Genomic DNA, 26,757 nt, shown 5'->3' on the forward strand with positions numbered 1-26,757 from the left:
AAAAAAAGCTTCTCTAATGAGAAGCTTTTTTTAATGAATCTATTTTATATCTTAAAAAATCCATTTCTTTAATTTGATAGATTTTATTATTACTTTTTTTAATCCCTTCCAGTTTCTTTCTAAAATAAAACAAAGCACTATCTTTTTCCTTCATTAAAATAAAACAATCTGCTAAATTATATAGATTATCATCAATAGAAGATATTTTAAAATAATGTACGGCAGAATCATATTGTTTCAATTTTTTAAAACATAATGCTATATTGCGATTATCATTCCTTTTTGTTCCAACAAATTCTGAATAAGGGTTTTCTATTTCCTTATAAAGTTGTAATGCTTCTTCAAACTTATCCTGTTTGAATACTGCTAAAGCTTTATATTCGATAAAAAAAGTTTCATTTTTATACTTTTTGCTTAGTTTATCTGCAAACAATTCAGCTTGCAATGGATTCACTTCAATTAAACTGTCTAATTGCCAAGAATATCTATCCATTCTTTGCTTGTGCAAATACATTGTGTCACTCTTAACAGGTTCCCTAGAAAAACTAAAGTTACTTCTCTTAAAAGTATCTGAAAAAGCTCCAAGACCAAAAAAAAACATGATTGCAATGTTTACACTTGTAAAAACCAAGAGAACTATTGCAAAAATTCTAATTACTTTCAATTTCATCTATACCACAAAATAATAAAATACATAAAACATGAAAAAAAACAAAGCTACATAAAGTATTCTCTTCCCATGCTTTCTATCTTCCAAACTATTTGCAAAAACACGTTCTCCGTTTGGAAGTGTTTTTTTCTGTGTCAATAATAAATAACCTATTACAAAACCAAGGAAACCGCCAAGAATAGCAAAAACATATCCTAAATCAATCCATTTAGAAGAGCTTCTATCGGGTTGTCTCAATTCTTCAATCCTCTTGTTATGCATATCTAATATTTCATCTTTGGTCATTTCAGCACCTCTTGATTTCAAAAGATTGACAGCCAAAGCATAATCTAAATCATTCCACTCATCTTTCTTTTTAATAATTTCTTTTAATTCTTCATTCGAAAATGAAAATAAATAATAATCTTGAGGCAATGTTTTTAGATAATTTTCAGTATCTAACAAAATGACTTCATCTGCTTTAATAAAATCTTCTTGCGCAATTTTCACCTCAAAATCATTCAACAAAACACTACTAAAACTAGAATCTAATGTAGATTTATTTTCAATATATTCATTAGCAATATCATTCTTCTTCAAAAGGTTTACAACATATATTGCAGACTCCTTATTAGCATATTTTCTATAGGTAACAAACTCCATTTTATTCTAAAATTTCCTCTAAAACTTCTGCTTCTGTTCCGTTTGGTAGTGTTATTTTTAGTTTTAATGCTAAGGTTGGTGCAATTTGGGTAATTGCTTTTTTATTGTAGGATTTACCTTGATTTATTTTCCAGCCATAAAAAATTAAAGGCACATGGGTATCATATGTATAGGGCGATCCATGCGTGGTTCCTGTACTACCATATTCTAAATATCCTAGCTTTTCTAAAACTACCAATTCTCCATTTTGAATTGGATCATAACCATTTGCAATAAACTTCAAATACATGTCGCCTTCTGAACCAGCAAGAATTTCATTGTCAGTATAGACTCTTCTAACAAACTTTTGAGTATAGAAAAACTCTTTAAAAGATTGCTTAACTTCTTCAATATCTAAGTTACTTGCAGCAATTATTTCTTTATTAAAAAACACATTCGAATTTGAATATTCTAACACCAAATTTTCACCGTATTTTTCTTTTGAAAATGTTTCTAAATCGTTTATTACTTTTTTCGAACTAATATTATCTACATTATATTTATTATCTTTCAAATAGGTAACATTTTCTGCACCAGCATGATCTGCGGTTAAAAAAATCAAATAATTATTCTTACCTACCGTTTTATCTAAATATGTTAAAAACTCGGCAATAGTTTGATCTAAACGCAAATAAGCATCTTGTAATTCTATAGATCTAGGCCCCAATAAATGTCCGATATAATCAGTCGAAGAAAAACTAACTGTTAAGAAGTCTGTAATTTCATCTTTTCCTAAAGCTTCTTTTTCGATTGCTCTTTTCGCAAAATCAACAATCAAATTATTCCCAAATGGAGTTGAACGTAAAACACCTGCATCATTGCTTTCATACATTTCTTTCATATTATATGGAAAAAAAGGTGTTTTCTTAAACATTTTACCTTCATACGGATTATTATCATTCAAACTTTCATTATACACTTCTTTCGGCTTGAATAAATCCCATTGTATATTTAGGTATTTCTCATAATGTTTTTCATTATTGAAAGTAGTTACCCAATCTGGCAAAGCTTCTCCATAATATGTACTTGAAACAAAAGAACCTGTTTTACTATACCAAAACGCCCAATTTGCAAAATGTCCAGCCGGTAAAATTGCACCTCTATCTTTTAGACTGATACCGATAACTTTTCCTTTAAAATTAGTTGCTAATTTTAATTCATCTGTAATTGTGGTACTTAATAAATTTTTTGGTGACATTTTCCCTTCATAATCAGTTCCATTTCCTAAAGTACTTACAGAAGCATCATCTGTACAATACATTTCTTTTCCTATGGATTTATTAAACCAATTATTACCTACTATTCCATTTACATTTGGAGTAGTTCCTGTATAAACAGCAGCATGTCCAGGACCTGTATAGGTTGGCATATAATTATAATGCATGTTATGAAATGTAAATCCTTTATCCATTAAACGTTTGAAACCATTTTCTGAATAATCATCTGAAAAACGGTATAAATATTCCATTTTCATCTGATCTACTACAATTCCTACTACTAATTTGGGTTTGTCTTGCGCTTGTATTTGTATTATGCTTAATACTGCAAAAAATACTAAAAATTTTTTCATGGGTGAATAGCTACTGTTAAAAAATTTATACATAGAAAAATATGTTCATTTTTCATGTTTACTTTGTTACTTCGATAATATCATAACAAAAAACAAAATCTTCATTATATACATAGAGTTGTGTTTTATTTCCTAAATCTGTTCGAACAATAAACGAAATTTTCACAGGAATACCTTCTATATTTCTACACAAATAGGAATTGATTTCATCTACTTCTGAAACTTCTTTAGGTAAATACTCTATAATTCTATAATGCTGAATTTCTGAAGAATAGATTATAATCTTATCATGATCATAATCTAATTTTGCAATAACGGTTGTTGGCTTTGGAGTTGACCATTTTCCCCATTCTCCATTCCTGTTTTTCTGCAACACAGATAATGCAGTAGACTGAAAACTAAACTGTTGTGCAGCTGCAAAACTAGCAATTAACGAAAATATAAAAACTAGATATTTGATTTTTTTCATTACTTCTATTTAAAAGTCAAATTTATTTATTTCTTCTTTGGCAACTTGAAATTCATTAATAACATTATGAACAATCGTTTCAACAGGAAGTATTTCATGAATTAACCCAGCAATTTGACCAATTTCTAATTCTCCATCTTCCAAATCTCCTTCAAACATACCTCTTTTAGCCCTTGCTCTTCCGAGCAAAGTTTTCAAATCTTCAGGAGTTGGACATTTTGAATATAACTCCTGCAATTCATTAAAAAATTTATTTTTAATCAATCGAACAGGTGCCAATTCTTTTAAAGTTAACACCGTATCTCCTTCTTTGGTTTCTACAATTGTTTTCTTAAAATCATCATGAGAACTTGATTCTGTTGATGCTGCAAACCTACTTCCCATTTGCACTCCATCTGCACCAAGCGTCATTGCAGCAAGCATTCCTCTACCTGTAGCTATACCACCTGCGGCAATTAATGGAATGGTTATATTTTCTTTAACCATTGGGATTAATGTTAAGGTAGTCGTTTCTTCCCTTCCATTGTGTCCCCCTGCTTCAAATCCTTCTGCTACAACCGCATCTACTCCAGCTTCTTGTGCTTTTAATGCAAATTTAGAGCTACTAACAACATGCACAACGGTTATGTCATTTTCCTTTAAAAAAGAAGTCCAAGTTTTCGGGTTTCCAGCAGAAGTGAAAACAATTTTTACTCCTTCTTCAACAATAATATTCATTATCTCTTCAATGTTAGGATACAACATTGGGACATTAATTCCGAAAGGTTTATTTGTTGCTTTTTTACATTTTTGGATATGTTCTCTTAATACTTCAGGATACATTGACCCTGCTCCTATTAATCCAAGTCCACCAGCATTACTTACTGCACTTGCTAGTTTATAACCACTGTTCCAAATCATACCGCCTTGAATGATAGGATATTTAATATTAAAAAGTTGTGTTATTCTATTCATTTACTGTTTGATTAATTTCCCTTGCAAGGTACTATTATTCGAAGAAAAATCATAAAGATAGATACCGGAAGATAAATTATCCATTTGAATTTTCTGAGTAAACTCATTAACATTTATTTCTAAAACTTTCATTCCCAAATTATTATATAATCTAAATTTTCCTTCTAAACTATTATAATTTTCTATTGTTAAAAAGGTATTGAAGGGATTTGGAAATATTTTTACAGCTACTTTATCAAAGCTAGTCGTAGAAAGCGCATTATTTAGTGCTAATTGAAAATCTGGAACACCATAGCCTTTGAAGTTGTCTGGTGCTGTAAACTGATCAGCAGATTCTCTTACAAATTGAATCACTTCTGCTGCTGTTAAATTGGGCACTGCAGACCAAAAAGTAGCTACCATTCCAGCTAAAATTGGACTAGAAAATGACGTTCCATTTGAAGTTGTTATATTTCCTGTCGTACTACTCACTGTTGCTGCTTGTCCTCTTGCACAAACATCGGGTTTAACTCTCCCATCAAATGAAGGACCAATAGAACTAAATGAGGCATAGGCTTCTGTACTTGTTACAGCCCCAACTGTCAATATATTGTCTGCATCTGCTGGAATACTAATATGCTTTTCTACATCATCCCCATCATTGCCTGCGCTAATAACACAAACAATCCCTTTGGAAAGAGCTAATGAAGCCGCTCTAGAAGCAAAACCCACTTGCCCATTTCTTTGTGAGTAACTGTAGCTATAATTAGGATTGTCATAATTGGCATAACCTAAAGAAGAATTTACGACATCTACTCCTAAACTATCTGCCATTTCAAGAGCTTCTACCCAATACGATTCTTCCACAGGGTTTTCACCAGCTACATCTTCTGTAATGAATAAATAGTATTGTGCGTCGGGTGCAGTTCCTACTAATTGACCATCTGCATACCCTCCCATTGTAGAAAGAACATTGGTTCCATGTGAGTTTCTAGTATAAATATCTGTATTCCTATCTGGAAAATTATATCCTCCTAGTATTAAATTATTATTGAACAGTCTTTGAAAAGGAGCGGCTGTGTTTACTCCAGGAAAACCAGCATCAAATACTGCTATTATTTTTCCTTGTCCTGTATAATTTTGTTGGTGCAACAAATGTCCGTTTAACATTTGAATTTGATTACTCGAATTACCGTAGTTGTAATTTGCTAAAACATCATTTTCTTCTTGTGTTTTATTCTCTACAATATAGGTACCCATTTTATTCAATGAGCGATTTGCAAATTCAACATGATCTACGAAGGCTAATGCTGTTAATGCTTGAATATTGGCTTGAGTCCCTCTAATATGCAAAGCGTTTAACCATTTTGATTTAGCCATCACAGTAATCCCCGTTGCATTTTCAACTTGGTTGATATAGCTATTTGCTATTGGAATATCTAAATTATCTAGAGGAATATTTTGAGCAGTCCTTCTATCTAATGCCCTCTGAGTCAGCATTTCTAATGGATTGCTCATATAATAGTTGACATCAGGCTTATCTATAAAATAGACCCAAGCCTCCTCTTGTGCAGTTATAAAAACTGAAAAAAATAAAATTATTAATGATAGTCGTGTTTTCATAATTTAATTTAATGATTTACATTCAAATATATGAAAATCTGACAATTACATAACTATATAACTGTAAAATATAAAAAAACACCATAGGCAGTTAGCAGCAACAATCCTGCTTTAAAGCTAAGGCTTCCTCGCTTTGGAAGAAGCACTAAAGGCAGTAAAATAAACGCGAAAGCAAGCATCCAATATATGTCTTGACTAATAATTCTAACATCTACTTTTTCTATAGGCTTAATTATTGCAGTAACTCCTAAAACACTCAGAATATTAAATATATTTGAGCCAATAATATTTCCTACAGAGATATCATTTTCTTTTTTAATTGCCGCTATTATTGATGAAGCTAATTCGGGGATGCTTGTTCCAATTGAAACAAATGTAACCGCTATAACACGCTTACTAACCCCCATATCCTCTGCCAAATTCACTGCTCCTTCAACCAAAAGCTCAGAACCTCCCCACAAGGCAAATCCTCCTAAAATTAAAAAAGCAACAATGTTTAAATAGGGCATATTAGTCTCTGTTGGTACTTCTAAATCTATGCTAACTTTTTTATTATTTCGTATTAAAATGATTAAAAAAACAAATAAAACCGAAATAAAAATAATTCCATCCAAACGGGTTAGTCCACCATCAATAGACAAAAACACGAATAGCAATGTAGAGGCAATCATTTTCGTAGGCCAATCGGTTACATAAAAACTATTATCTACTTGAATTGTATTTATTAGCAAAATAACCCCTAATACCAAACCTATATTACCCACATTAGATCCGATTACATTTCCGAGAGCAATATCTGGGAAACCGTCTAAAGCAGCTTGAATACTAACAATCATTTCAGGAGCAGATGTTGCAAATGAAACTACTGTTAAACCCACAATAATTTTAGAAATATTCAATCGAAGTGAAAGCCCTACAGATGATTTTAAAAGCCAATTTCCACCCACAACTAAAAGAATTAGTCCACTAATAATATATATTATATTCATATAAATAATTTATGCGATTACCCCACTTCCTAGTACTTCATCATCTTTATGCCAAGCTACAAACTGACCTTCTGTGATTGCTGATTGTGGTTCATTAAAAACAACATACATTCCTGCTTCAAATTGATGCAATGTTGCTTCTTGAAGTTCTTGACGATAACGAATTCTTGCCATGACATCCATTGTTTGATTAGGTTGCAATGCCAAATCTTCACGAATCCAATGCACTTCGTCGTTTTTTATAAATAATGCTCTTTTTAATAATCCTGGATGAGTATTACCTTGCCCTGTATATATTATATTTTTTTCAACATCAGTTTCAATGACAAACAATGCTTCCTTAGTTCCTCCAACATTTAAACCTTTTCTTTGTCCTTTAGTGAAATAGTGCGCACCTTGGTGCTTTCCAACAACTTTTCCTAACTGATTAGAATAATCTCTTTTTCTAGCTTCGTATGCAAACTTTTCTTCTTCATTTGAAAAATCTGTTTTACTATCTTTAAAAACTGCTGCTGCCGCATCTACTTCTATTATCACACCTTCTTTTGGTTGTAATTTTTGTTGAAGAAACTCTGGTAAACGAACTTTCCCAATGAAACACAAACCTTGTGAATCTTTTTTCTCTGCAGTAATTAAATCTAATTTAGTTGCAATTGCTCTTACCTCTGGTTTTGTTAATTCTCCAATAGGAAATAATGCCTTTGCTAACTGCTCTTGAGATAATTGGCAAAGAAAATAGGACTGATCTTTATTAGAGTCTTTACCCGCTAATAATTGATAGGTTTCTTCACCATCATTATGAATAGTGCCTTTTCTGCAATAGTGCCCTGTTGCAACATAATCTGCCCCAAGAGACAACGCTATCTTCATAAACACATCAAACTTAATTTCTCGATTACAGAGAACATCTGGATTTGGTGTTCTGCCTTGTTCGTATTCATGGAACATATAATCCACAATTTTTTCTTTATACTCTTCAGACAGGTCAACAGTTTGAAAAGGAATCCCTAATTTTTCTGCTACTAAAAGTGCATCATTACTATCTTCTAACCAAGGACATTCATTTGAAATTGTTACAGAATCGTCGTGCCAATTTTTCATAAAAAGACCAATGACTTCATAACCTTGTTCTTGTAATAAATAGGCAGCAACACTTGAATCTACACCCCCTGAAAGTCCTACAACTACTCTCTTCATTTTGAATAATATTATTTTTTGTCGCTCGATTTATCTACTTTTGAATCTGAAGGAACCAATTTTCCATCGTTTGTTTTTTCAAGCTTAAATGTTTTTCTAGTCTCTTTAGATATTTTTTCAGTTTTAACTAATTTACCATCTTCATAAGTCTCCCAATAACCCCATTTTCGATTATTCTTATATTCTCCTTTTAAATTAACCTTACCCTTTCCATCATAAAAAATAGCAACTCCATGCAATTGGCCATTTTTATAATTTAATTCTTCTAAAACAGTATCATTTTCTGCAAATTTTTTATAAACTCCTTCTAAAGCACCATTAACATAGTTAGCTTGTTCGGCTAAAGAGCCACTTCTGTAGTATACTTTTTTCACGCCATTAAGCTTACCTGCTTTATAATTTTCTACTGTCATTATTTGATCACTTTCAAAATGATAATATTTCCATTCTCCTTCTGAAAGCTTATTCATTAATTTCCCTTCACTAACCTTATTTTTTTTCTGATCATAGAAAACTACATAACAAGAACCATCTCCTTTACTAAAATCTCGTGTCGCAATAATTGTCCCCGCCTTTGTATCATCAAAATAATTAAAAATACCAACTTCTTTACCATGATTAAAAGTACCCTCATATCTTGGTCGCTTGGATTTTTCATATATTCCTTTCCAAACACCATGTCTTTTACCTTTATCGTCAAATTTGTTATAATCACTTTGTGGATATGTTATACTACATATTATGAGTAAAAAAACGGAAAATATTTTCTTTATTAACATTTGTATATGCTTTTTTAGTTATTTTAAACTTCAATTAGACTTTTAATTAAACAAAACGTAACATAAAGTTAAACTTTACACTTTTAGTTTATTTTTTTAAAATAAACTTTCTTTTTGTTTAATGTTTTTATAGATTTGCTTAAACAATAAAATAAAATTGCTATGAAAAACTTTGCAAAATTAATCAAATTAACTTTAATCGCTACTACATTTGTAACGATGTTTTCATGTTCTGATGATGATAACGTAGAAGCCATCAATAATAGTATTGCTGGTGTTGCATCAAGAGCTCCTCAATTCACAACATTAGTTACAGCACTAAACAAAGCTGGTTTAGTGCAAACATTAGACCAAAATGGTCCTTTTACTGTTTTTGCTCCAACAAATGAAGCTTTTGATGCATTTTTAACCGCTAATGGATTTGCTTCACTAGATGATGTACCTGTTGCAACTTTAGAAAAAATATTACTTAACCATGTAGTAAATGGAAAATTTACTTCAAATGATTTAACATCTGGATATGTTAATTCTTTAGCTAAAGGATCTGCTTCATCTACAAATAATTTAAGCCTATATATTGACTTAACTAGTGGTGTAAAGATTAATGGTATTGCGACTGTAACGGGAGCTAATATTGCAGCAACAAATGGAATTATTCACCAAGTTGATAAAGTAATAGGTCTTGCAAGCATAATTGATCATGTGAAAGCAAATCCAAATCTTTCAACTTTAGTAACAGTGGTTACAAGTACAGACAGTAATGGAAATGGTTTTGGTGATCAAAGTGCAGTCGCTACCGCTTTAACGACAAACACAGCTCCATTAACTGTTTTCGCACCAACAAATGCTGCTTTTACAGAAGCTACTACAGGAAACGGTTTTGCAGTTGGAGCAACGCCAGCACAAGTTTCTAAAGTATTACAATATCATGTTACTGCTGCTGGAAATGTATTATCTTCTACTTTAACTAATGGACAAGTGGTAGCTATGATTACAGATCCTGCCCAAGACATCACTATTGATTTAAGTGTTCCTACATCACCAAAAATAACTGACACATCAGCTTCACAAGCGGAAATAACGACAGTAGATATTCAATGTGAAAATGGTATTATTCATATTGTTAATAAAGTATTACAACCTAGCCTTTAATTACGTTCTAATTTGTTTTTTTTAAAATAGCTCGATTATTTGAATCGAGCTATTTTGCTTAAAGCAGAAATTCAAATCAAAACTAGCATTAGTCATTTTTACTTCCTAAAGCTATTGCTCTCAGATTAGCTGATTCAATTCCTTCCAATACAATATCGTTAAGATTTTGTGTGTTAAAAATATTCAAAGCTGCTTCTGTAGTGCCTCCTTTTGAAGCTACCTTAGCAATCCATTCTTCATGAGAAAGATTACTGCGATTTTGCAATTGAACAGCTCCTATAAATGTTTGACTCACTAAAAATTCTGCTTCAGATTTAGAAAAGCCAAGTTGCATGGCAGATTGTATCATTGCATTCATAAAATAAAAAACATAGGCTGGTCCACTTCCTGAAACTGCTGTTGCTGCATTTAACATCGCTTCTTTTTCGATATAAATTGATTTTCCTGTAGTATTTATTAAATTTTGAACAATAAAAAGTTCTTTCCTATCAATATCCGATGAAGCACAAAAAACAGTCATTCCCAATCCAATTTGTGTTGGAATATTAGGCATTGAACGAACAATTTTAGGGCAATTGAAACTTTCTTTCAAAGATTGAATGGTAATTCCTGCCATTACCGACAAAATAATATGCGCTTCATTAACAAATTCTCCAATCGAAGCAACTAGAGCATTAAAGTCTTGCGGTTTAACAGCGATAATAATAATATCGACATCAAAAATCTCTGAAGATGGTTTTGTATGAAAATTAGATTTTTCAATTGAAAAACGCTTTTTCTTATCCACTTCACTTCTATTCAAAACTAAAATATCTGAAGAAGATACAAAACCTGAGCTCACAAAACTATTCGCATAGGTTTGTCCCATATTTCCATAACCAACGATTAATATTCTCATAATAAAAAGTTTTTTTTAAACAAAAAACCCTGCTAATTGCAGGGCTTTATAAATTTATTTTTTATTCGCTTTTTTTTGCGCTTCGGCTTGTTCCATCATTTCCCTCATTTTTCTTTGGAACTTGCTTTCTGCTTTGGGTTTTGCTTTATTCTCCTGAATTTTAGCAAGGATTTTATCTTCTTTTACGATATAGTTTTTAATTACTAACATGATTCCGATAGTAATTAAATTCGATACAAAGTAATATAAAGATAAACCAGAGGCATAGTTATTAAAGAAAAATAACATCATTAATGGAGAAATATAAATCATGATTTTCATGATTTTCCCCATATCTGGCATACCTTCTTGTGTTGGAGCACTCATTTGTTGATCCCCCGTTGTCATTTTCATGTAGAAGAAGATAGCTATTGCTGCCAACAAGGCAAACAAACTTATATGATTTCCAGTAATGAATGAAATTACAGGAATGTCTTGTTTCCAAGTTAATAATGCATCATATGACGATAAATCATCTGCCCAAAGGAAGTTTTTCTGTCTTAAATCGAACATTGATGGGAAAAACTGAAACAATGCATAGAAAACTGGCATTTGCATTAAAGCGGGCAAACAACCTGCCATAGGGTTTACACCAGCTTTGGAATATAGCTTCATTGTTTCTTGTTGCTTCTTCATTGCATTGTCCTTGAATTTTTCATTCAATTCTGCAATTTCAGGACGCAATACTTTCATTTTCGCCTGTGAAACATATGATTTATATGTTACAGGAGACATTGCAATTCTTACTAAAATAGTAAAAATAATGATTGCAACCCCATAACCAATTCCAATTCCAGAAATGAATCCGAAAACAGGTATAAAAACATATCGGTTTATCCAACCAAAAATTCCCCAGCCTAATGGCATTATTTCATCTAAATTTCTATCATACTTATTTAAAATATCATATTTAGATGGTCCATAATACCAATTCATATTATAATTTACAACCCCACTTTTTACTTCTAAAGGCAATTGTGCTACAAAATTCTTTGTATAAACAGAATCGTTTCCTTCTTCATCGACTAAATTGTCAGATTTAAATTTTGCTGTTTTAAAAGGGGTGTCTGTTAACAGTATAGAAGTAAATAAATGTTGCTTGAAAGCAACATAAGAAACATCTTTCGCTTCATCTTCCGAATCTTTAGCAGCGTTTAAATAGTCGTCTTTTCCTCCTTCATACTCAAAAACCAATTCTGTATATCTATTTTCATAAGAAATACTTTTCTCATTACGGAATGATTTTAACTGCCATTCTAAATCTATTGGCTTTGTAGGATTTATTACATTTTCCAAACCTTGAGAACGAATCCCAAAATCTAACATGTATTCGTTACCTGGTTTTAAAACATAACGATACTCTAAAAATTGATTTGGCCCCGCTTTAAGACGCATTGTAAGAACCTGATTTTCACCTTCTTTTGTGTAATTAGGCTCAAAAAACAAGTCTTTAGTATGAAGAACACGATTATCTACAGTATTGATTGTTAAATCCAGTTTAGCATTATTCTCTTTTATCAGTTTAACTGCTTTTTTAGAATCTTTTTCAAACTGATCAAATCCAAGAATAGTTGCATCAACAATATAACCTCCTTTATTGGCTATTTTTAAAGAAAGAACATCGTTTTTAATTTCTGTAAAATCATCTTTAGCCGAAGGTAAAGTTGCAGAATAAGCAAAAGTTCCCAAGGCAGCTTTTGCTTTTTCCTGCGACAATGAATCATTTGCAACTATAGAAGTTGTTTCTACTAATTTCTCTGTTGTTTTTTCAGTTGCTCCCTTATTCTCTTTTTGAGCTTGTTCTAACTTTTCTTTTGCTTTTATTTCTTCTGGTGTTGGTGCATTTGAATACATCATCCACATTAATACTCCAGAAATTAATACAAAACCGATAATTGATTTAAAATCAAACTTTTTTTCTTCCATTTAAAATAGTATTCAGTTTACTTATTATTGTAAACCCGTTATTTTTTATTTTTATGTTTGACAGCTGCAGCCACTAAACTTACAAAAAGCGGGTGTGGATTTGCTACTGTACTTTTGTATTCCGGATGATATTGTACTCCTATAAAAAATGGATGGTTTTCAATTTCTACAACTTCTACTAAACCTGTATCTGGGTTTATTCCTGAAGCTTTTAAACCAGCTTTTTCTAATTCGTTCAAATATTTTCCGTTATATTCGTAACGGTGACGATGACGTTCCATTATTTCTGTTTTACCATAAATAGCGTGTGCTAATGTGTTTTCTTTTAAAATACATTTCCAAGCACCTAAACGCATTGTTCCTCCTTTATTAACAATATCTTTTTGTTCTTCCATTAAATTAATAACTGGATAAGCTGTATTTTCATTCATCTCTATTGAGTTTGCATCTGCAAAACCTAAGATATTTCTTGAAAATTCTATGACTGCCATTTGCATTCCTAAACAAATTCCTAAAAATGGAATATTATTTTCTCTCGCATATTTAACGGTGTCAATTTTCCCTTCTATTCCACGATTACCAAAACCTGGAGCAACTAATATGCCATCTAGGCCTTTTAGTTGTTCTTCTGCCGTTTTGACATCTAAATATTCTGAATGTATCGAAACTACATTAACTTTTGTCTCGTTGGCAGCACCAGCATGTATAAAAGCTTCTAAAATTGACTTATATGAATCTTGCAATTCTACATATTTTCCAACTAAACCAATATTAACTTCATGTTTAGGATTTTTATGCTTTTGAAGAAATTCATTCCAATTTGTTAAATCGGGATTGTTTTTTTCTGATAGACCTAATTTTTTTAAAGTAACAATATCTAATCCTTCTTTTAACATTAGATTAGGTACATCATAGATTGTTGATGCATCTATAGATTGGATAACAGCTTCTTTTTTTACGTTGCAAAAAATAGCTAATTTTTGACGTAAATCATCAGATAATTCGTGTTCTGTTCTACAAACTAAAATATCTGCTTTAATTCCGCTTTCCATTAAAGTTTTTACAGAATGTTGTGTTGGTTTTGTTTTCAATTCACCAGCAGCTGCAAGAAAAGGCACCAAAGTTAAATGGATTACAATTCCATTTTCATCACCTAATTCCCATAATAATTGACGAACAGATTCTATATAAGGTAAAGACTCTATATCTCCAACTGTTCCTCCTATCTCTGTAATTACGATATCAAATTCTCCGCTTTGCCCAAGTAACTGCATGCGTTGTTTGATTTCGTTTGTGATATGAGGTACTACTTGTACTGTTTTTCCTAAAAACTCTCCTCTTCGCTCTTTTTCAATAACAGATAAATAGACTCTACCAGTTGTAACATTATTTGCTTGAGAAGTGGGTACGTTAAGAAAACGCTCATAGTGTCCTAAATCTAAATCAGTCTCAGCCCCATCATCTGTAACATAGCATTCTCCATGTTCGTAAGGATTTAATGTCCCAGGATCTACATTTATATAAGGATCAAATTTCTGAATAGTTGTCCTATACCCTCGTGCCTGTAACAATTTAGCTAAAGAAGCTGCAATAATTCCTTTCCCTAGAGAAGAAGTTACACCTCCTGTAACAAAAATATACTTTGTCTGATTCATTGTGTATTATGTTTTGTAGTTGTATTGATCTAAATTTAGATACTATAGTTGTTATACCTTGTTTATTAAAAAACGTGGCAAAAGTACAACTAAATTTATGAATTTGACAATTTAGATTTGCGAAAATTAGAATTTAGTCCTAAACCAAATTATGCTTTAGAAATCTGCTACAAAAAATGCCACTTTATATTTTAACTAAATATAAAGCTTTACGTAATTAGTGTAGTATTATTCTTTTTGTTAGTCACTTTTTAATATTTGTCCCTATTTTCTATAATTGCTGCTGTTTTAAAATCTATTAACTCAGAATATCTTACTTCATCTTTATTATTCAAAATTTTATTTATTCATTAAATTAAAATCACAAATGTTAAAATTTAACTTTTTTTTCATACATTTAGATACTAAACAATTAAATATATAAAAAATGAAAGTATCAAAATTAAACAGGTTTTTAGCATTATTTATTGATGGTCTAATTTTTTCAATACCCGCTTATATTTTAGGTTTTTTGGGGTTAAATATGATAGACAACATTATTTCTTTATTGAGTCTGATTTATTTACTAATAAAGGATGCCTTATTTGAAGGGCAAAGTATTGGTAAAAGAATCATGAAATATAAAGCCGTAAGAGAAGATGGAAGTTCTCTAAAAGGTGATTTTATGACTAGTTTAATGAGAAACATAACTTTATTATTGATTATCGTTGATCCAATCTTAGTTTTATTAGACAAACCTAGACTTGGTGACGGTATCGCTAAAACAAGAGTTGTAAACGTTTAGTTTAATAAATAAAGTAGCAATACAAAAAAGAGCTCTGCAAATGCAGAGCTCTTTTCGTTATCTTTTATTTTAAAAAATGCTATTTTTGGGTTACCTTTTTAAATTGTGCCTCCTTAATTTTATAATAATTAATTACCGCTTCGAAATTATTAATATCTAATGCATTTTTATTTGCAAAAAATGCAGGAATTACAACCACTCTAAAAACTTGATTTTGAGACCAACTTGGATCTAATGTATTTAAATTGAAATTAGCATCTAAAAATACAGTCGCATCAAAACGAGTAAAATCAAAATTATAATCTAATTCACCACCACCATTTAAGTAATATGTTTGTGGCATTAATCTCCAAACATCATTCCCATTATTCACTTCATATAAATGGTAAACTAAAACCATATCAGAAGCATAAATAGGATGAGGAAAATCTAAAAACACACTAAAATTATTTCCTGAATGAAAATCTACATTAGAATATTCAAACACCTCAGCAATGGTATCATTATCAATTGGATTTGGAGTTACTACTTCTTCTGTAACACAACTTTGTAGCGAAATCATCCCGATTAAAGCTAAAATTAAAGTAAATTTTTTCATAACTATTTCGTTTAATATTTTTGATAGTAATGATTATCCAATAGTCATGCCAAAAATTAATTATAAAGAAAACTTCCGATTATATATTCAAAAAAAAGTCCAATAACAGCTTGTGTTATTGGACTTTCATCATATACTAAAAAAATGAATTACTCTATGATTAACTTTTTCGTCATAAATCCGTTAACGGTATTTACATTAACAAAATAGATTCCTGCATCAAAGTTCGCTGTATTTATTTCTAATGTATTCATTAAACTTTTATCTTTCGCATAGTAAACCAATTTCCCTAATGTGTTATAGATTTTTATAGTCACATTTTCATTTTTATCCCAAACTAAACTTACAACATCTGAAGCTGGATTTGGAAATAATTTCACTGAATTTAATGCTTCAAATTCGCTTGTATTTAATGCTCCAGGATCAAAAAGATTCGATTTCCACAATCCTCTTCCATAAGTTCCTGCAAATAATTTATTACTCGCTGTGTTAATTTCTAATTCACTTATTTGAACATTTGGCAAATTATTACTAAATGGCAACCATTCTGCAGCAGGATTCGCAGTTGCTATATAATATACTCCATAATTCATTCCAACATATAAACCTTCTTGCAAGTAATTGGTCCATGTTAATGCGAGTGCACTAAAATTAGGAAGATTTTTTAAATAACTTGTCCATGTTGCTCCTCCGTCTGTACTTACATATACTTTTTGTGCTCCTGTTGTTGCAATTGCAATTTTATTAGCATCGGTTGGATGAATCGCAATAGAATTGATATTTCCAGAGAAACCAGTTAGTGTTGTCCAATTTGTTGTTCCTCCGTTAGTAGTTTTATATAATGTACTACCTAATGAGGCAAACATAATGTTATTGTTTGATGGTGCAATTTTTAAATGATTTAAATTATTACCAAATGATTGAGAAATTGCAGTCCAAGTAGATCCACCATCATTCGAGCGATATACTTTATCATATCCTGAATATATTCTATTTGCAATTAATGGATCTTGTTCAAATGGCGTGATCCAGTTCCCTTCTTTATTGTCTGGTGAATTTAACCCAAAATAGGTAGTTCCTTGATTATTTGATCTATACAATGACCCATTTTGAGTTGTTCCGTACAAAATGTTATTATTTGTTTTATCTACAAATGTCTCCATTCCATCAGCTCCCAACCAATCTTTCCAAACTCCAGTATTTGTGAATACTGAAGCTCCATTGTCTTGTGCTCCTCCTGTAATTACTTCTGGTTCGTTCTGATTTACTCCAATTTTATAGAATTGTCTAATACCTAGTCCAGTACTTAAATCGGTATAATAATTACTATTTACAACTAAAGGATTTTCTGCAACAAAAATACCTCCATCGCTACCAACATATAATTTATCTCCAACATACTCCATGATATCAATATCTGCATGGCAATAGCCAATATTTTCACTAGCAGCATTACCCGGTACCCATTGAGAAGTAATTGTAAAAGAATCTCCTGCGTTAGTTGATCTCCAAGATAGAATACCTGCTATATGCACATCGTTCGCATCATTAGGGTTTACTGCAATATCCATATCTCTTGGAGCTTGTCCTCTGTCATCATTTGCAGTAGAGCTATATCCAAAATAGTTATTGGTGCCATGATTTAGCTTTGTAAATGAGTTACCACTATCTGTAGATCTATAAAATGCTCCAAATTTTCCATTTTCAGCTTCTAAAATATATACTACATTTGGATTATTTGGTGAAACACCCATCATTTTTGGTCCTGTTGAAAGTGGTGAATTTGATTCAAATCCGTTTTCAAAAAGCACCCCTAAAGTAGGATCTTCAATTCTCACATCGTCTAAAGTTAATCCTCTTCCATAATTAGATTTTCCTTCAAATGCTACATAATATTCAGAAGACGGATTTGGTAAATTTAGCGTAATATCTTGCCAAGCAGTTGTTTCTGCTGTATAAGTTGCTAATACTGTCCAAGTTCCTCCTAATGATGTTTTATACAACACTTTTAATTCATCAATATCAGAATCCCAGCTCACGTTTGTGTAGGAAAATTTAAGTTTTGGAGCAGTTGCTCCAGTTAAATTTACTACTGGTGGAACTAAACGTGTTACTGGATGACTATAGTTGCTAATATAAAACAACCCTAAACCATTCCCCGTTTTAGGTAGCACACTTCCATTTTGATTTGAAGGGGCAGAATCCCAATTTGTAGTTCCAGATACATATTCTTGTTGATACATGCTTAACGCATTTTCAGTAGTAAATGTAACTCCTCCATCTACAGATTTAAAATATCTATTTCCTGTTGCATAGATTGTACTTGTTACACCTGGTTTAAACTCTACATCGTAGCCTGTTGTTGCTAAAGCATGGATAATTGTCCAAGTTACACCAGAATCTGTTGACTTATAAATCCCTCCGTTTTGCGCACTGCAATACATTTTGGTATCGTCTGTAGGATCTATTAATATTTTATTTACAGTTCCATCTCCAGTATCTGACAACAATGACCAAGTACTTCCTGAGTCAGTTGAAGTAAAGATAGTTCCATTAGAAGATCCCCAAAAATAGTTTGTATTGTCTAATGGGTTAATTGCTAAAGCTGAGACTCTTAAATTCGACAAATTATCTGTCAGAACCGTCCAAGTAGTTCCACCATCAACAGTTCTCCAAACACCACCTGTATCTGCTCCCACAATAATATGGTTTCTATTTGCGCTTTCCACACTAACTGAAGTAATTCTTCCTACTCCAGGATTCCATCCATTAGAATTATTATCGCTCCAATAGGTTGGCCCAACTTCTTCCCAAGTTCCTTGTGCTGTCTTTGAAAAAACATTGCTATTATTATTTAGGTATTGGGTATAATTTTCTAATTCATTATAATAAAACTCGGGAGTTTTTAACATCCCATTTTCATCCATATTTCTTAAAGCGTTATATTCCCATCTTTTATAGGGCTTATAGCCTGTTCCTCTTTCTTTACCAACTATAGCAAAATGAGCTTCAGCTTTAGCTTGAATTTCTTGAACTGTGTAGGTTCCTTTAATCATCATTTCTTTGTATTCTTGAGACCAAGCATTGCTTGCTAAGAACAGGAAACTTAATAAAGTAATGTAATTCTTCATATAAATATATTTAAGTAGGTTATTTTTTTAAAACACCCCAAAACAACTAATTATCAATTAATTATAAATTAAGATGTTTTATTTTGTAAACTTAATTTTAATTTACTTTAATCGCAAACAAAAAACACAAAAAACACAAAAAACATTATTTTCTTTCTTTTAATAACTACAACTCGATGCCAAATCATTTGTTTCTTTTACTTTATAGATAACTTTCATAAAATCATACTCAAAAACATTATTCACTAAGAAAGTGCCTGAAAGTTTTTTAAACATAACGTTTATTTTTACTCTCAGACACTTTTTTATTAAATCTTCTTTAAAGCATTAACTAAAGAAAATCCATTTTTTACCAAAATGATGCGCAAAGGCATGTTGATAAGCTTTAGTAGGTTCTACTTTTGACCAAGCTTCCGCAGGACTAACACCTTTGGCTAGCATTGCATAATAGAACATATCATGAACATCATCAAAAGTATTTGCTCTTGTATCGCATTCTACATCGTGAAACACAGAAGCGAATCTATATTTCCCTGCAAATGGAGGCCCTGCAATATTCCAAAGAAAAGAAGGTATCGAAGCCCCGTCTATTATATGTCCTGCTGGAGCTTTCCATCTTTTCCCATATGGATCTATATAAAACACATCGCTTGTTAACCTCATTTTACGGCCATCGTCTAACCATTCCGGATTAAAAACTCCTTCAAAATAGCCGTAACTTGGTGTTGCGTTACATGTTGTATCGGGCACATCGAATTCTCCCCATAAATTAACACCATTACTTTTATAGCGTGTTGGTTTTGGAAAGTAATGTCCTCTTACTCTTGCTGGTGTTTTTTCTGCCCACTCTTCCCATGATTGCCCAAAAGGGATATTCCAAAGTATCGCTGAAAATTGTCTTACTCCGTTTCTTACTTTATGATCTGCTTTATATCGCCCCCAATAGGGTTGCCCTCCCATGGCTTCAAAATCATTTTCGGCTGGGTTTGTAAAAACTGAAACATCTTTGTCAAACATTGGTTTTTGCCATTCATTAGATACTTCATCAAAGACTTCTTTTATTTCATCAATATTTATTTTTTCGATTTCTAAAAGAGCCATTTCTTTTATTTTTCCGTCTAAAAACTTTATTTTTTTCATGTTTTATAGGTATTTCACTCTTAAAATGATTTTAATTTATTAAATAATTACTTGATTTAATTATTATATTCCTCTACAATCACTTTTGAATCTGTTATTGTTAGTTTCCTTTCTCCATCGGTTTTTTGCATTGGTGCAACAGCAAAACCTCCATCTGAAAAACTTCCTTTAGAATACCTTACTGTGTTTCCACTTTGCCAAATGCATATTTTATTTTTGCTTTCCGCAAATGTTATTTCTAATACTTTTTTATCAAATTCATTTTGATTACCAACCCATGGAATCCATATTTCATGTCCAGAAGTATAACCTGGATGAATTGTAAGTCGATCATTATCTGGATTCTCTTTTTTAACAATATGCAACGTTTCTTTGCTATCATTAATTATTTCCTTTATAGCTGTTATTCCAAATGCCATTTTTTTGTTTTTTTTAATCCCTACTCGTTTGGCTTTTCGGTTACGCCCTGTTTAATATGGTTTCTAGTCTCCATTTTCTTTGTTTGTTAGCTAACTACTTTGTAAAATTCTTCATTTATAAGCACAAAAAAATCCCTAACGATGGGGATTTTATGGTTTACTTTCTGAAAATACTTATTTTTAAATTGTGTCTAAGGTTTGTTTTTTTGTGCTAATGGTTTATTCATTCGAGCTTACGTCTTGTTCGATTGTGCTAACGTCTTGTTCGATTGCGCTAACCCCTTGTTCGATTGAGCTAACCTCTTGTTCGATTGCGCTAACCCCTTGTTCGATTGAGCTAACCTCTTGTTCGATTGCGCTAACCTCTTATTTGATTGTGCTAACGTCTTGTTCGATTGCGCTAACCTCTTGTTTACTTTTACTTATGCTTTGTTTACTTTTTAGAAGTCGTATTTTCTTTCGATTGCAAATCGGATAAGATCGGTTTTACCATAAATATTCATTTTTTTTAGTATGTTTTTTCTATGGGTATCTACTGTGCTTTTTGCAACAAATAGTAGGTCTGCAATTTCTTGTGATGTTTTCCCTTCACCAACTAATCTTAAAATTTCTTTTTCTCTTTTGCTTAAAATAATTTCTTCTTTGGTGAGCTTGTCTTTCGTTACTATTGCATCATCATAATAGGGTATGTTTTTTGCCACACTTTTTATTGCTGCTATTAATTTTTTCAATGGTGAACTTTTCATGATATAACCAATTGCTCCAGCTTGTTTCATTTGATCAATAGCTTCATCTTGATCGAACATACTAAAAGCTATCGTGTTACAATTTGGAAATTCTTTTTTTAATATTCGCGTAGCTGTAATGCCATCACATTTTGGCATTCTTATGTCGGTTACTATAATATCTGGTTGTTTTTTCCTTACTAATTCCACTAGCATTTCTCCGTCTAAAGCCTCACCCACCACAGTTATTCCTTCTTCATATTCTAAGGCTAATTTTATACCATCTATTAATGCTTGATGGTCTTCTGCTATCACAATTCGTATCATAATGGTAAATCTATTATTATGGTTGTTCCGCTTCCTTTTTTACTATCTATAGTAAATGTTCCGTTTAATTGTTCAATTTTTCTCTCAATATTTTTTAGTCCAATACCTTTTGTTTCATGGGTTGTTAACATATCAAATCCTACTCCGTCGTCCTCAATCATTAGATTCATTTCATCATCATAATGATTTATATAAATATTTACTTCTTTCGCTCCTGCATGCTTTAAAATATTGGCAGCTAATTCTTGTATAATTCTCAACAATAGTATTTCTAAAGTATTGTCTATTCTTTCATTTAAACCAGATGGAATAACATTGAATATAATTTTGTCTGGCACTGTCATTTTATCTGCCATTTTTTTTACTGCTGTTAAGAGTCCTTGTTTCCCAATTACTCCGCTATTTTTAAGATGTGCAATTGTTCTCACTTCATTATAGGCTTCATCGAGTAGTGCATTTGTTTTATCGAACAGTTCAAAATTATCATTCTGGTTTCTTATGGTTTCAAAGTTGATCTTTAATGTGGTTAACAAGCTACCTAAATTATCATGGAGCTCATCTGCTATTTTTTGTCGCTCTTTTTCCTGAACTTCTAGCATTTTATCAATTTCATTTAGCTGATTTTGCTTTAATTGACTTTCTAATTGTTTGACTTCTATTGTTTTTTGTTGTTCAATGATTTTCTTCTTGTTTGCTATGTTTTTAAATGACAAAACACCTATTAGAATAGATAACAACAACAGAACCAAGCTGACTACAATAGTTATTCTGTTTTTAAAATTAATTTGTTTTAAAGCTTTGTTTTCTTTTTCTTTTTCTACTGTTTTATATTTTGTGTCTATTTCTATAATGGCTTTGTTTTGTTCTTTTTCATCGAGAATATCTTGATATACTTTTTGTTTCTCCATAAAAGCAATAGCTTCTTTAAAGCTTCCATTTTCTTTATAGGCATTTGCTAAAAATCCATAGATAGTTGCTTTGTTTTTATTTTTAAATTCTTTTACAGGTATTGAATCTGCTTTATGAAAATAGGCTATTGCTTCATCATAGTGTTTCATTTTTGTGAATACTACTCCTTTATTAATATAGATATAGGAAATGTATTCGTTCAACTTGTTTTTTTGATAAATAGGCATGGCTTTATTATAAAAATAAAGTGCTGAATCTAATTTTAAAATTCCATCTGATGCATAAGTCGCTCCAATATTTTGCATTATTCTGGCTTTGAATATTTCATCTTCTCCTTTTGCATTTTCGCTTAATGCTTTTAAAAAATAAGCTATAGCTAATTTAGGATTGGCATTATAGAATGATTTTCCCAATTGCATATAGGCTTCGCTAAGCACTTTGGAGTCGTTAGATTTCTCTGCATATTCAACAAACTCTTTGATATAGAGATTATAATCAATTTTATTTTTGTCGATAGCTAACAAGAGCGAAACTATTTCAATATTTATAGTGGCTACTTTGGAAAGGCTATCTTGATGTACATAGGCTTTTTTTGATTTTAAATAATATTCATATGCTTTGTTGTCTTCATTTATTAACTTATAGTAATTGGCTTTTAAATAATTGAAATTGGCTTTCTGATTTAAATTTAAAGGTGTGTTTTCTATTGCATCAATGAGTTTTTTAGACGCTTCTATATCAACTGCGCTAAGTGTTTCTTTTAGTTTTTTTAATTGTATAGTTTGCGAAAATGAAAAAGCAACAATAAAAATTGCTGCTATATTCATTATTATTTTTCCTCTTTTCTTCATTACATACAACCTTCAAAAGTGAGTACTCCACCATTGCCCACTTTTGGTTCTTCTATGAAATCAAAGTCTGGAAATTTTGGCAAACTCTCTTGAAATACTTTCAATTCTTTATCGGAACCATTAAATTTTTCATCGTGAAAACACATAAAGTGAATTGTATCTCCTTGCTTTATTTTTGAAAAATCTTTCCCTTCATTAATTGGCAATAATTCATTCAGTTTTAAAGGCTCTTCATCTACTTTTATTTTATTCAATGGAGCATTAAAGTCATTTAAATCTTTATTTTCTCCGCCTTCAATAAGTAAAATACCTAAAAGCCCGAAATAATCTTTATTAGAAATGTTATAATACTTTACATATTTATATTTCCCTTCAGGTATTTCTGGCAACATGGTTTTTATTTCTACTGTTTTTATCTCACCAAGGCTTGTGATTTTTCCACACGATTGATATACTTTCATGGTTTTTGTTTTTAAATTTATTGTGCTAAAATAACACTACAAAATACTAAAAAAATCACTAACAATAGGTATTTATTTTTTTAGCACTCGTTGAATGAAACTAATTTTTGATATACTTTTTTAACAACTCATGTACCTCAAAATAGATAATTATATTGCTTATAAAATGAACTCAATTGAAAAATTTTTGCTACACATCACATTCAATTGCAAAACGTATCGAGAAATTTTGTCCTTTTTGGCTAAATAAAAACAATTAAATTGTTAATTCTTTATTATAACAAAAAAGACCTTTTAACAATTTATTTACACTATTAATAATTTAGAAACTTTTTCATAATGTTTTGCATAAAAATTAATGATTTTATATTAACGGAGACCAATTTAGCTACTTGTAAGTTTGTGGAATAAACAAATAGACAAACTTTATGAGAACAAAAATTACGCTACTATTATTCCTTTTTGCACTCCAAAGTAGTAATGCTAAAAGCTTTACTTGCAATCATGCTGCAACTGAACGAATTTCTAAAAATATAATTGCACCAACATTTCTTACTACAGAAATATCTTTTTCTACGGAATTTTCTATTGTAAATGAAAATGACAATAGTGTAAATGTTAGTATTTCTTTAACGAATCCTTCTTCAGGGACAACTTCGGTTGACTTAATAGCATCTACTATCAATGGTACTGCTATCAATGGTACTCATTATACTTTTTCAAATCAAACGGTTACTTTTGCAGCCAATGAAACTTCTGTAACCGTAACTATACCAATTATTAATAACACTACTTTCTACGGAGATACGTATTTTATTTTGGAACTAGCAAATCCTGTAAACGGAACAATTGTTGGTACTACTAAAAAAACTGTTTACATCTTAGAAGATGAAGAAAACACGCCTTCTACTTCTAGTGCTTTAGACATTAATTTTCTAGCAAGCTATCTAGTTGACGCAACTGGTTCTGCAGAAATTGTGGCTCATGATCCTGTTTCACAACGTTTATTTGTGATGAACTCTACAGCTTCAAAAATTGAAATTTTAGATTTTTCGAATCCATCAGCTATTACTCCAATTCAATCTATTGACCTTTCTCCTTATGGAATTGGTGGAACAAGTATAGCGGTTAAAAATGGAATGATTGCTGCTTCAGTTGAAACAGCCAATTTTGCGAATGGAAAAGTCGTTTTTATGGATACAAATGGTAACATTGGTGCTGTTGTGGAAGTAGGAGTACTCCCTGACATGGTTACTTTCACACCAGATGGAACAAAAGTGCTTACAGCGAATGAAGGACAGCCTAGTGATGATTACACTATTGATCCAGAAGGAAGTATTTCTATTATTGACGTAACTGCTGGTTATAATGCCATTCAACAAAGTGATGTTACATTGTTAGATTTTAATGCCTTTGATAGTCAATTAGCAACTTTAAGAGCCAATAATGTTCGAATTTATGGTGTGAATGCATCTGTTTCTAGAGATCTAGAACCGGAATATATAACAGTTGCTCCCGATGGATTAACAGCTTGGGTAACTTTGCAAGAAAACAATGCTATAGCAACTATAGATTTAGCAACAAATCAAATCACAACTATTTCTCCCTTAGGTTTTAAAGACCACATGCTTAATGGTAATGAGTTGGATACTTCAGATCAATTTGGAGGAATATTTATGGGAAATTGGCCTATTAAAGGAATGTATATGCCCGACGCTATAGCAAACTATACTGTTGGTGGAACTACCTATCTGGTTACTGCTAATGAAGGTGATTCTAGAGATTATGCTGGTTTGTCGGAAGAAAAAAGAGTGGGGAGCAGTAGTTACATTTTAGATGCAAATGTTTTCCCTAATGCCGATTTTTTAAAAAACAATAAGAACCTAGGTCGATTAACCGTTTCTAATGCTACTGGTGATTTTGATAATGATGGCGATTTTGACGAAATTCATGTTTTTGGAACACGTTCTTTTAGTATTTGGAATGCTTCAACGGGTGTGTTGGTCTATGACAGTGGTTCCGATTTTGAAAAAATTACAGCAGCTGACCCTGTGTACGGAAGCCTATTCAATGCAAGCAACGACAACAATACCTCTAAAAACAGAAGCGATAACAAAGGACCAGAGCCAGAAGGAATTACTATTGCAGAAATTAATGGAGCTACCTATGCCTTTATTACCTTAGAAAGAATTGGAGGTTTAATGACCTATGATATTACCAATCCAATGGCTCCTACCTTCATTTCCTACAAAAATAGTAGAAACACAACTAATATGGGTGGAGATTTAGGACCAGAAGGAATTATTTATATTGCTCCACAAGACAGTCCAATAAACAAAGGATTAGTCATTATGGCAAATGAGGTGAGTGCTACTTTAAGTTTATATGAAATAACTAATGATCTTTTGTCGCATGAAGCGTTTACTCAAAAAAATGATTTTATAGTTTATCCTAACCCTACAAAAAATGGTGTGGTATATTTTAAGGAAACAGTTAGTGTTAGCTTGTATGATATGCTTGGTAAAAAACTAATTGAAAAAGAAAACACACTAAGTCTAGAAATGAATTATCCTAAAGGAATTTATTTTATAAAAACAAAAAATGGAATCGCACAAAAGATAGTTGTTGAATAATTAAAAAAATGTGTTGTATAGATTCCCAAAGAGGCCTTCCGAATGGAAGGTCTTTTTTTTAATATTATCTGCTTTCAGATAATCTTGACTTTATTTGGGGTTCATTATCTAGTTGTTAAGACACTTTACTTTAAAGCACTAACTTTTAGTATGAAAATTGACACTTATATAATCATAATATTTACCTTTAGTAAAGAT

The 26,757-nt window shown here is 31.3% G+C and carries 22 protein-coding genes; 3 read left to right on the top strand and 19 right to left on the bottom strand.

The window, feature by feature from the left end; translation table 11 throughout:
• Positions 1 to 13: 13 nt before the first annotated feature.
• Genes ACZ49Z_RS19830 through ACZ49Z_RS19870 form a run of 9 tightly spaced genes read right to left on the bottom strand, consistent with a single transcriptional unit; the run spans position 14 to position 8,911 of the window.
• Positions 14 to 664 (bottom strand): tetratricopeptide repeat protein, encoded by a 651-nt coding sequence (locus ACZ49Z_RS19830; RefSeq protein WP_464306028.1) that lies wholly within the window; start codon positions 662 to 664, stop codon positions 14 to 16.
• A gap of 6 nt (positions 665 to 670) precedes the next feature.
• Positions 671 to 1,312: a hypothetical protein gene (locus ACZ49Z_RS19835; RefSeq protein ID WP_464306029.1), complete on the bottom strand. Its 642-nt coding sequence runs from the start codon at positions 1,310 to 1,312 to the stop codon at positions 671 to 673.
• 1 nt (position 1,313) lies between these two features.
• A complete protein-coding gene (gene pafA / locus ACZ49Z_RS19840) occupies positions 1,314 to 2,921 on the bottom strand; it encodes an alkaline phosphatase PafA (protein WP_464306030.1) in 1,608 nt (535 codons plus the stop codon).
• A gap of 58 nt (positions 2,922 to 2,979) precedes the next feature.
• Positions 2,980 to 3,390 carry a hypothetical protein gene (locus ACZ49Z_RS19845; RefSeq protein WP_464306031.1) on the bottom strand — a complete coding sequence of 137 codons (411 nt, stop codon included), beginning with the start codon at positions 3,388 to 3,390 and terminating at the stop codon, positions 2,980 to 2,982.
• Between the two features lie 9 nt (positions 3,391 to 3,399).
• On the bottom strand, positions 3,400 to 4,344 hold the full coding sequence (locus ACZ49Z_RS19850; RefSeq protein WP_464306032.1) for an NAD(P)H-dependent flavin oxidoreductase: 945 nt from the start codon (positions 4,342 to 4,344) through the stop codon (positions 3,400 to 3,402).
• A complete protein-coding gene (locus ACZ49Z_RS19855) occupies positions 4,345 to 5,946 on the bottom strand; it encodes a S8 family serine peptidase (protein ID WP_464306033.1) in 1,602 nt (533 codons plus the stop codon). It abuts the gene before it with no gap.
• A 53-nt stretch (positions 5,947 to 5,999) separates the two neighbouring features.
• The gene (locus tag ACZ49Z_RS19860) at positions 6,000 to 6,935 is read right to left on the bottom strand and encodes a sodium:calcium antiporter (protein WP_464306034.1); all 936 of its coding nucleotides are present in this window, start codon (positions 6,933 to 6,935) and stop codon (positions 6,000 to 6,002) included.
• 9 nt (positions 6,936 to 6,944) lie between these two features.
• A complete protein-coding gene (mnmA, locus tag ACZ49Z_RS19865) occupies positions 6,945 to 8,132 on the bottom strand; it encodes a tRNA 2-thiouridine(34) synthase MnmA (RefSeq protein ID WP_464306035.1) in 1,188 nt (395 codons plus the stop codon).
• 11 nt (positions 8,133 to 8,143) lie between these two features.
• Positions 8,144 to 8,911 (bottom strand): toxin-antitoxin system YwqK family antitoxin, encoded by a 768-nt coding sequence (locus ACZ49Z_RS19870; protein WP_464306036.1) that lies wholly within the window; start codon positions 8,909 to 8,911, stop codon positions 8,144 to 8,146.
• 162 nt (positions 8,912 to 9,073) lie between these two features.
• Between ACZ49Z_RS19870 and ACZ49Z_RS19875 the strand changes: the two genes are divergently transcribed.
• Positions 9,074 to 10,063, top strand: coding sequence for a fasciclin domain-containing protein (locus ACZ49Z_RS19875; RefSeq protein ID WP_464306037.1), 990 nt, complete (start codon positions 9,074 to 9,076; stop codon positions 10,061 to 10,063).
• Positions 10,064 to 10,151: 88 nt separating this feature from the next.
• Here ACZ49Z_RS19875 and proC read toward each other — a convergent pair whose 3' ends face one another.
• The 3 genes from proC to ACZ49Z_RS19890 are packed head-to-tail and all read right to left on the bottom strand — an operon-like array spanning position 10,152 to position 14,581.
• A complete protein-coding gene (gene proC, locus ACZ49Z_RS19880; RefSeq protein WP_464306038.1) occupies positions 10,152 to 10,961 on the bottom strand; it encodes a pyrroline-5-carboxylate reductase in 810 nt (269 codons plus the stop codon).
• A gap of 54 nt (positions 10,962 to 11,015) precedes the next feature.
• Positions 11,016 to 12,926 (bottom strand): membrane protein insertase YidC, encoded by a 1,911-nt coding sequence (yidC, locus tag ACZ49Z_RS19885; RefSeq protein ID WP_464306039.1) that lies wholly within the window; start codon positions 12,924 to 12,926, stop codon positions 11,016 to 11,018.
• A 38-nt stretch (positions 12,927 to 12,964) separates the two neighbouring features.
• Positions 12,965 to 14,581: a CTP synthase gene (locus ACZ49Z_RS19890; protein ID WP_464306040.1), complete on the bottom strand. Its 1,617-nt coding sequence runs from the start codon at positions 14,579 to 14,581 to the stop codon at positions 12,965 to 12,967.
• 427 nt (positions 14,582 to 15,008) lie between these two features.
• Here ACZ49Z_RS19890 and ACZ49Z_RS19895 point away from each other — a divergent pair, with 427 nt between their 5' ends.
• Positions 15,009 to 15,365, top strand: a complete 357-nt coding sequence (locus ACZ49Z_RS19895; RefSeq protein WP_464306041.1) for an RDD family protein — start codon at positions 15,009 to 15,011, stop codon at positions 15,363 to 15,365.
• Between the two features lie 79 nt (positions 15,366 to 15,444).
• Here the strand turns inward: ACZ49Z_RS19895 and ACZ49Z_RS19900 are convergent, their stop codons facing one another.
• The 7 genes from ACZ49Z_RS19900 to ACZ49Z_RS19930 all read right to left on the bottom strand — a co-directional run bounded on the left by ACZ49Z_RS19900 (position 15,445) and on the right by ACZ49Z_RS19930 (position 23,926).
• Complete coding sequence (locus ACZ49Z_RS19900) at positions 15,445 to 15,963, bottom strand: hypothetical protein (RefSeq protein ID WP_464306042.1); 519 nt, start codon at positions 15,961 to 15,963, stop codon at positions 15,445 to 15,447.
• 149 nt (positions 15,964 to 16,112) lie between these two features.
• Positions 16,113 to 19,094, bottom strand: coding sequence for a VPS10 domain-containing protein (locus ACZ49Z_RS19905; protein WP_464306043.1), 2,982 nt, complete (start codon positions 19,092 to 19,094; stop codon positions 16,113 to 16,115).
• A 327-nt stretch (positions 19,095 to 19,421) separates the two neighbouring features.
• Positions 19,422 to 20,234, bottom strand: coding sequence for a DUF1353 domain-containing protein (locus ACZ49Z_RS19910; RefSeq protein WP_464306044.1), 813 nt, complete (start codon positions 20,232 to 20,234; stop codon positions 19,422 to 19,424).
• A 56-nt stretch (positions 20,235 to 20,290) separates the two neighbouring features.
• Positions 20,291 to 20,653 carry a hypothetical protein gene (locus ACZ49Z_RS19915; protein ID WP_464306045.1) on the bottom strand — a complete coding sequence of 121 codons (363 nt, stop codon included), beginning with the start codon at positions 20,651 to 20,653 and terminating at the stop codon, positions 20,291 to 20,293.
• Between the two features lie 440 nt (positions 20,654 to 21,093).
• Positions 21,094 to 21,705: a response regulator transcription factor gene (locus ACZ49Z_RS19920; RefSeq protein WP_464306046.1), complete on the bottom strand. Its 612-nt coding sequence runs from the start codon at positions 21,703 to 21,705 to the stop codon at positions 21,094 to 21,096.
• The gene (locus ACZ49Z_RS19925; protein WP_464306047.1) at positions 21,702 to 23,465 is read right to left on the bottom strand and encodes a tetratricopeptide repeat-containing sensor histidine kinase; all 1,764 of its coding nucleotides are present in this window, start codon (positions 23,463 to 23,465) and stop codon (positions 21,702 to 21,704) included. The genes ACZ49Z_RS19920 and ACZ49Z_RS19925 overlap by 4 nt, the downstream gene beginning before the upstream one ends.
• Complete coding sequence (locus ACZ49Z_RS19930; protein WP_464306048.1) at positions 23,465 to 23,926, bottom strand: hypothetical protein; 462 nt, start codon at positions 23,924 to 23,926, stop codon at positions 23,465 to 23,467. Before ACZ49Z_RS19930 ends, ACZ49Z_RS19925 begins: the two co-directional genes overlap by 1 nt.
• A gap of 428 nt (positions 23,927 to 24,354) precedes the next feature.
• Here ACZ49Z_RS19930 and ACZ49Z_RS19935 point away from each other — a divergent pair, with 428 nt between their 5' ends.
• The gene (locus ACZ49Z_RS19935; RefSeq protein WP_464306049.1) at positions 24,355 to 26,559 is read left to right on the top strand and encodes a choice-of-anchor I family protein; all 2,205 of its coding nucleotides are present in this window, start codon (positions 24,355 to 24,357) and stop codon (positions 26,557 to 26,559) included.
• Positions 26,560 to 26,757: the final 198 nt, after the last annotated feature.

The organism is Flavobacterium sp. KY-23415 (assembly GCF_055384985.1).

Excerpts from the sequence above, each read along its gene's own strand:
- ACZ49Z_RS19920 (WP_464306046.1), bottom strand. The coding sequence starts at position 21,705 with ATGATACGAATTGTGATAGCAGAAGACCATCAAGCATTAATAGATGGT.
- ACZ49Z_RS19835 (WP_464306029.1), bottom strand. The coding sequence starts at position 1,312 with ATGGAGTTTGTTACCTATAGAAAATATGCTAATAAGGAGTCTGCAATA.
- ACZ49Z_RS19845 (WP_464306031.1), bottom strand. The coding sequence starts at position 3,390 with ATGAAAAAAATCAAATATCTAGTTTTTATATTTTCGTTAATTGCTAGT.
- ACZ49Z_RS19850 (WP_464306032.1), bottom strand. The coding sequence starts at position 4,344 with ATGAATAGAATAACACAACTTTTTAATATTAAATATCCTATCATTCAA.
- ACZ49Z_RS19935 (WP_464306049.1), top strand. The coding sequence starts at position 24,355 with ATGAGAACAAAAATTACGCTACTATTATTCCTTTTTGCACTCCAAAGT.
- ACZ49Z_RS19890 (WP_464306040.1), bottom strand. The coding sequence starts at position 14,581 with ATGAATCAGACAAAGTATATTTTTGTTACAGGAGGTGTAACTTCTTCT.
- pafA (WP_464306030.1), bottom strand. The coding sequence starts at position 2,921 with ATGAAAAAATTTTTAGTATTTTTTGCAGTATTAAGCATAATACAAATA.
- ACZ49Z_RS19900 (WP_464306042.1), bottom strand. The coding sequence starts at position 15,963 with ATGAAAAAATTTACTTTAATTTTAGCTTTAATCGGGATGATTTCGCTA.
- ACZ49Z_RS19855 (WP_464306033.1), bottom strand. The coding sequence starts at position 5,946 with ATGAAAACACGACTATCATTAATAATTTTATTTTTTTCAGTTTTTATA.
- ACZ49Z_RS19915 (WP_464306045.1), bottom strand. The coding sequence starts at position 20,653 with ATGGCATTTGGAATAACAGCTATAAAGGAAATAATTAATGATAGCAAA.
- ACZ49Z_RS19930 (WP_464306048.1), bottom strand. The coding sequence starts at position 23,926 with ATGAAAGTATATCAATCGTGTGGAAAAATCACAAGCCTTGGTGAGATA.
- ACZ49Z_RS19925 (WP_464306047.1), bottom strand. The coding sequence starts at position 23,465 with ATGAAGAAAAGAGGAAAAATAATAATGAATATAGCAGCAATTTTTATT.
- ACZ49Z_RS19860 (WP_464306034.1), bottom strand. The coding sequence starts at position 6,935 with ATGAATATAATATATATTATTAGTGGACTAATTCTTTTAGTTGTGGGT.
- ACZ49Z_RS19895 (WP_464306041.1), top strand. The coding sequence starts at position 15,009 with ATGAAAGTATCAAAATTAAACAGGTTTTTAGCATTATTTATTGATGGT.
- mnmA (WP_464306035.1), bottom strand. The coding sequence starts at position 8,132 with ATGAAGAGAGTAGTTGTAGGACTTTCAGGGGGTGTAGATTCAAGTGTT.
- ACZ49Z_RS19870 (WP_464306036.1), bottom strand. The coding sequence starts at position 8,911 with ATGTTAATAAAGAAAATATTTTCCGTTTTTTTACTCATAATATGTAGT.
- proC (WP_464306038.1), bottom strand. The coding sequence starts at position 10,961 with ATGAGAATATTAATCGTTGGTTATGGAAATATGGGACAAACCTATGCG.
- ACZ49Z_RS19905 (WP_464306043.1), bottom strand. The coding sequence starts at position 19,094 with ATGAAGAATTACATTACTTTATTAAGTTTCCTGTTCTTAGCAAGCAAT.
- ACZ49Z_RS19910 (WP_464306044.1), bottom strand. The coding sequence starts at position 20,234 with ATGAAAAAAATAAAGTTTTTAGACGGAAAAATAAAAGAAATGGCTCTT.
- yidC (WP_464306039.1), bottom strand. The coding sequence starts at position 12,926 with ATGGAAGAAAAAAAGTTTGATTTTAAATCAATTATCGGTTTTGTATTA.
- ACZ49Z_RS19875 (WP_464306037.1), top strand. The coding sequence starts at position 9,074 with ATGAAAAACTTTGCAAAATTAATCAAATTAACTTTAATCGCTACTACA.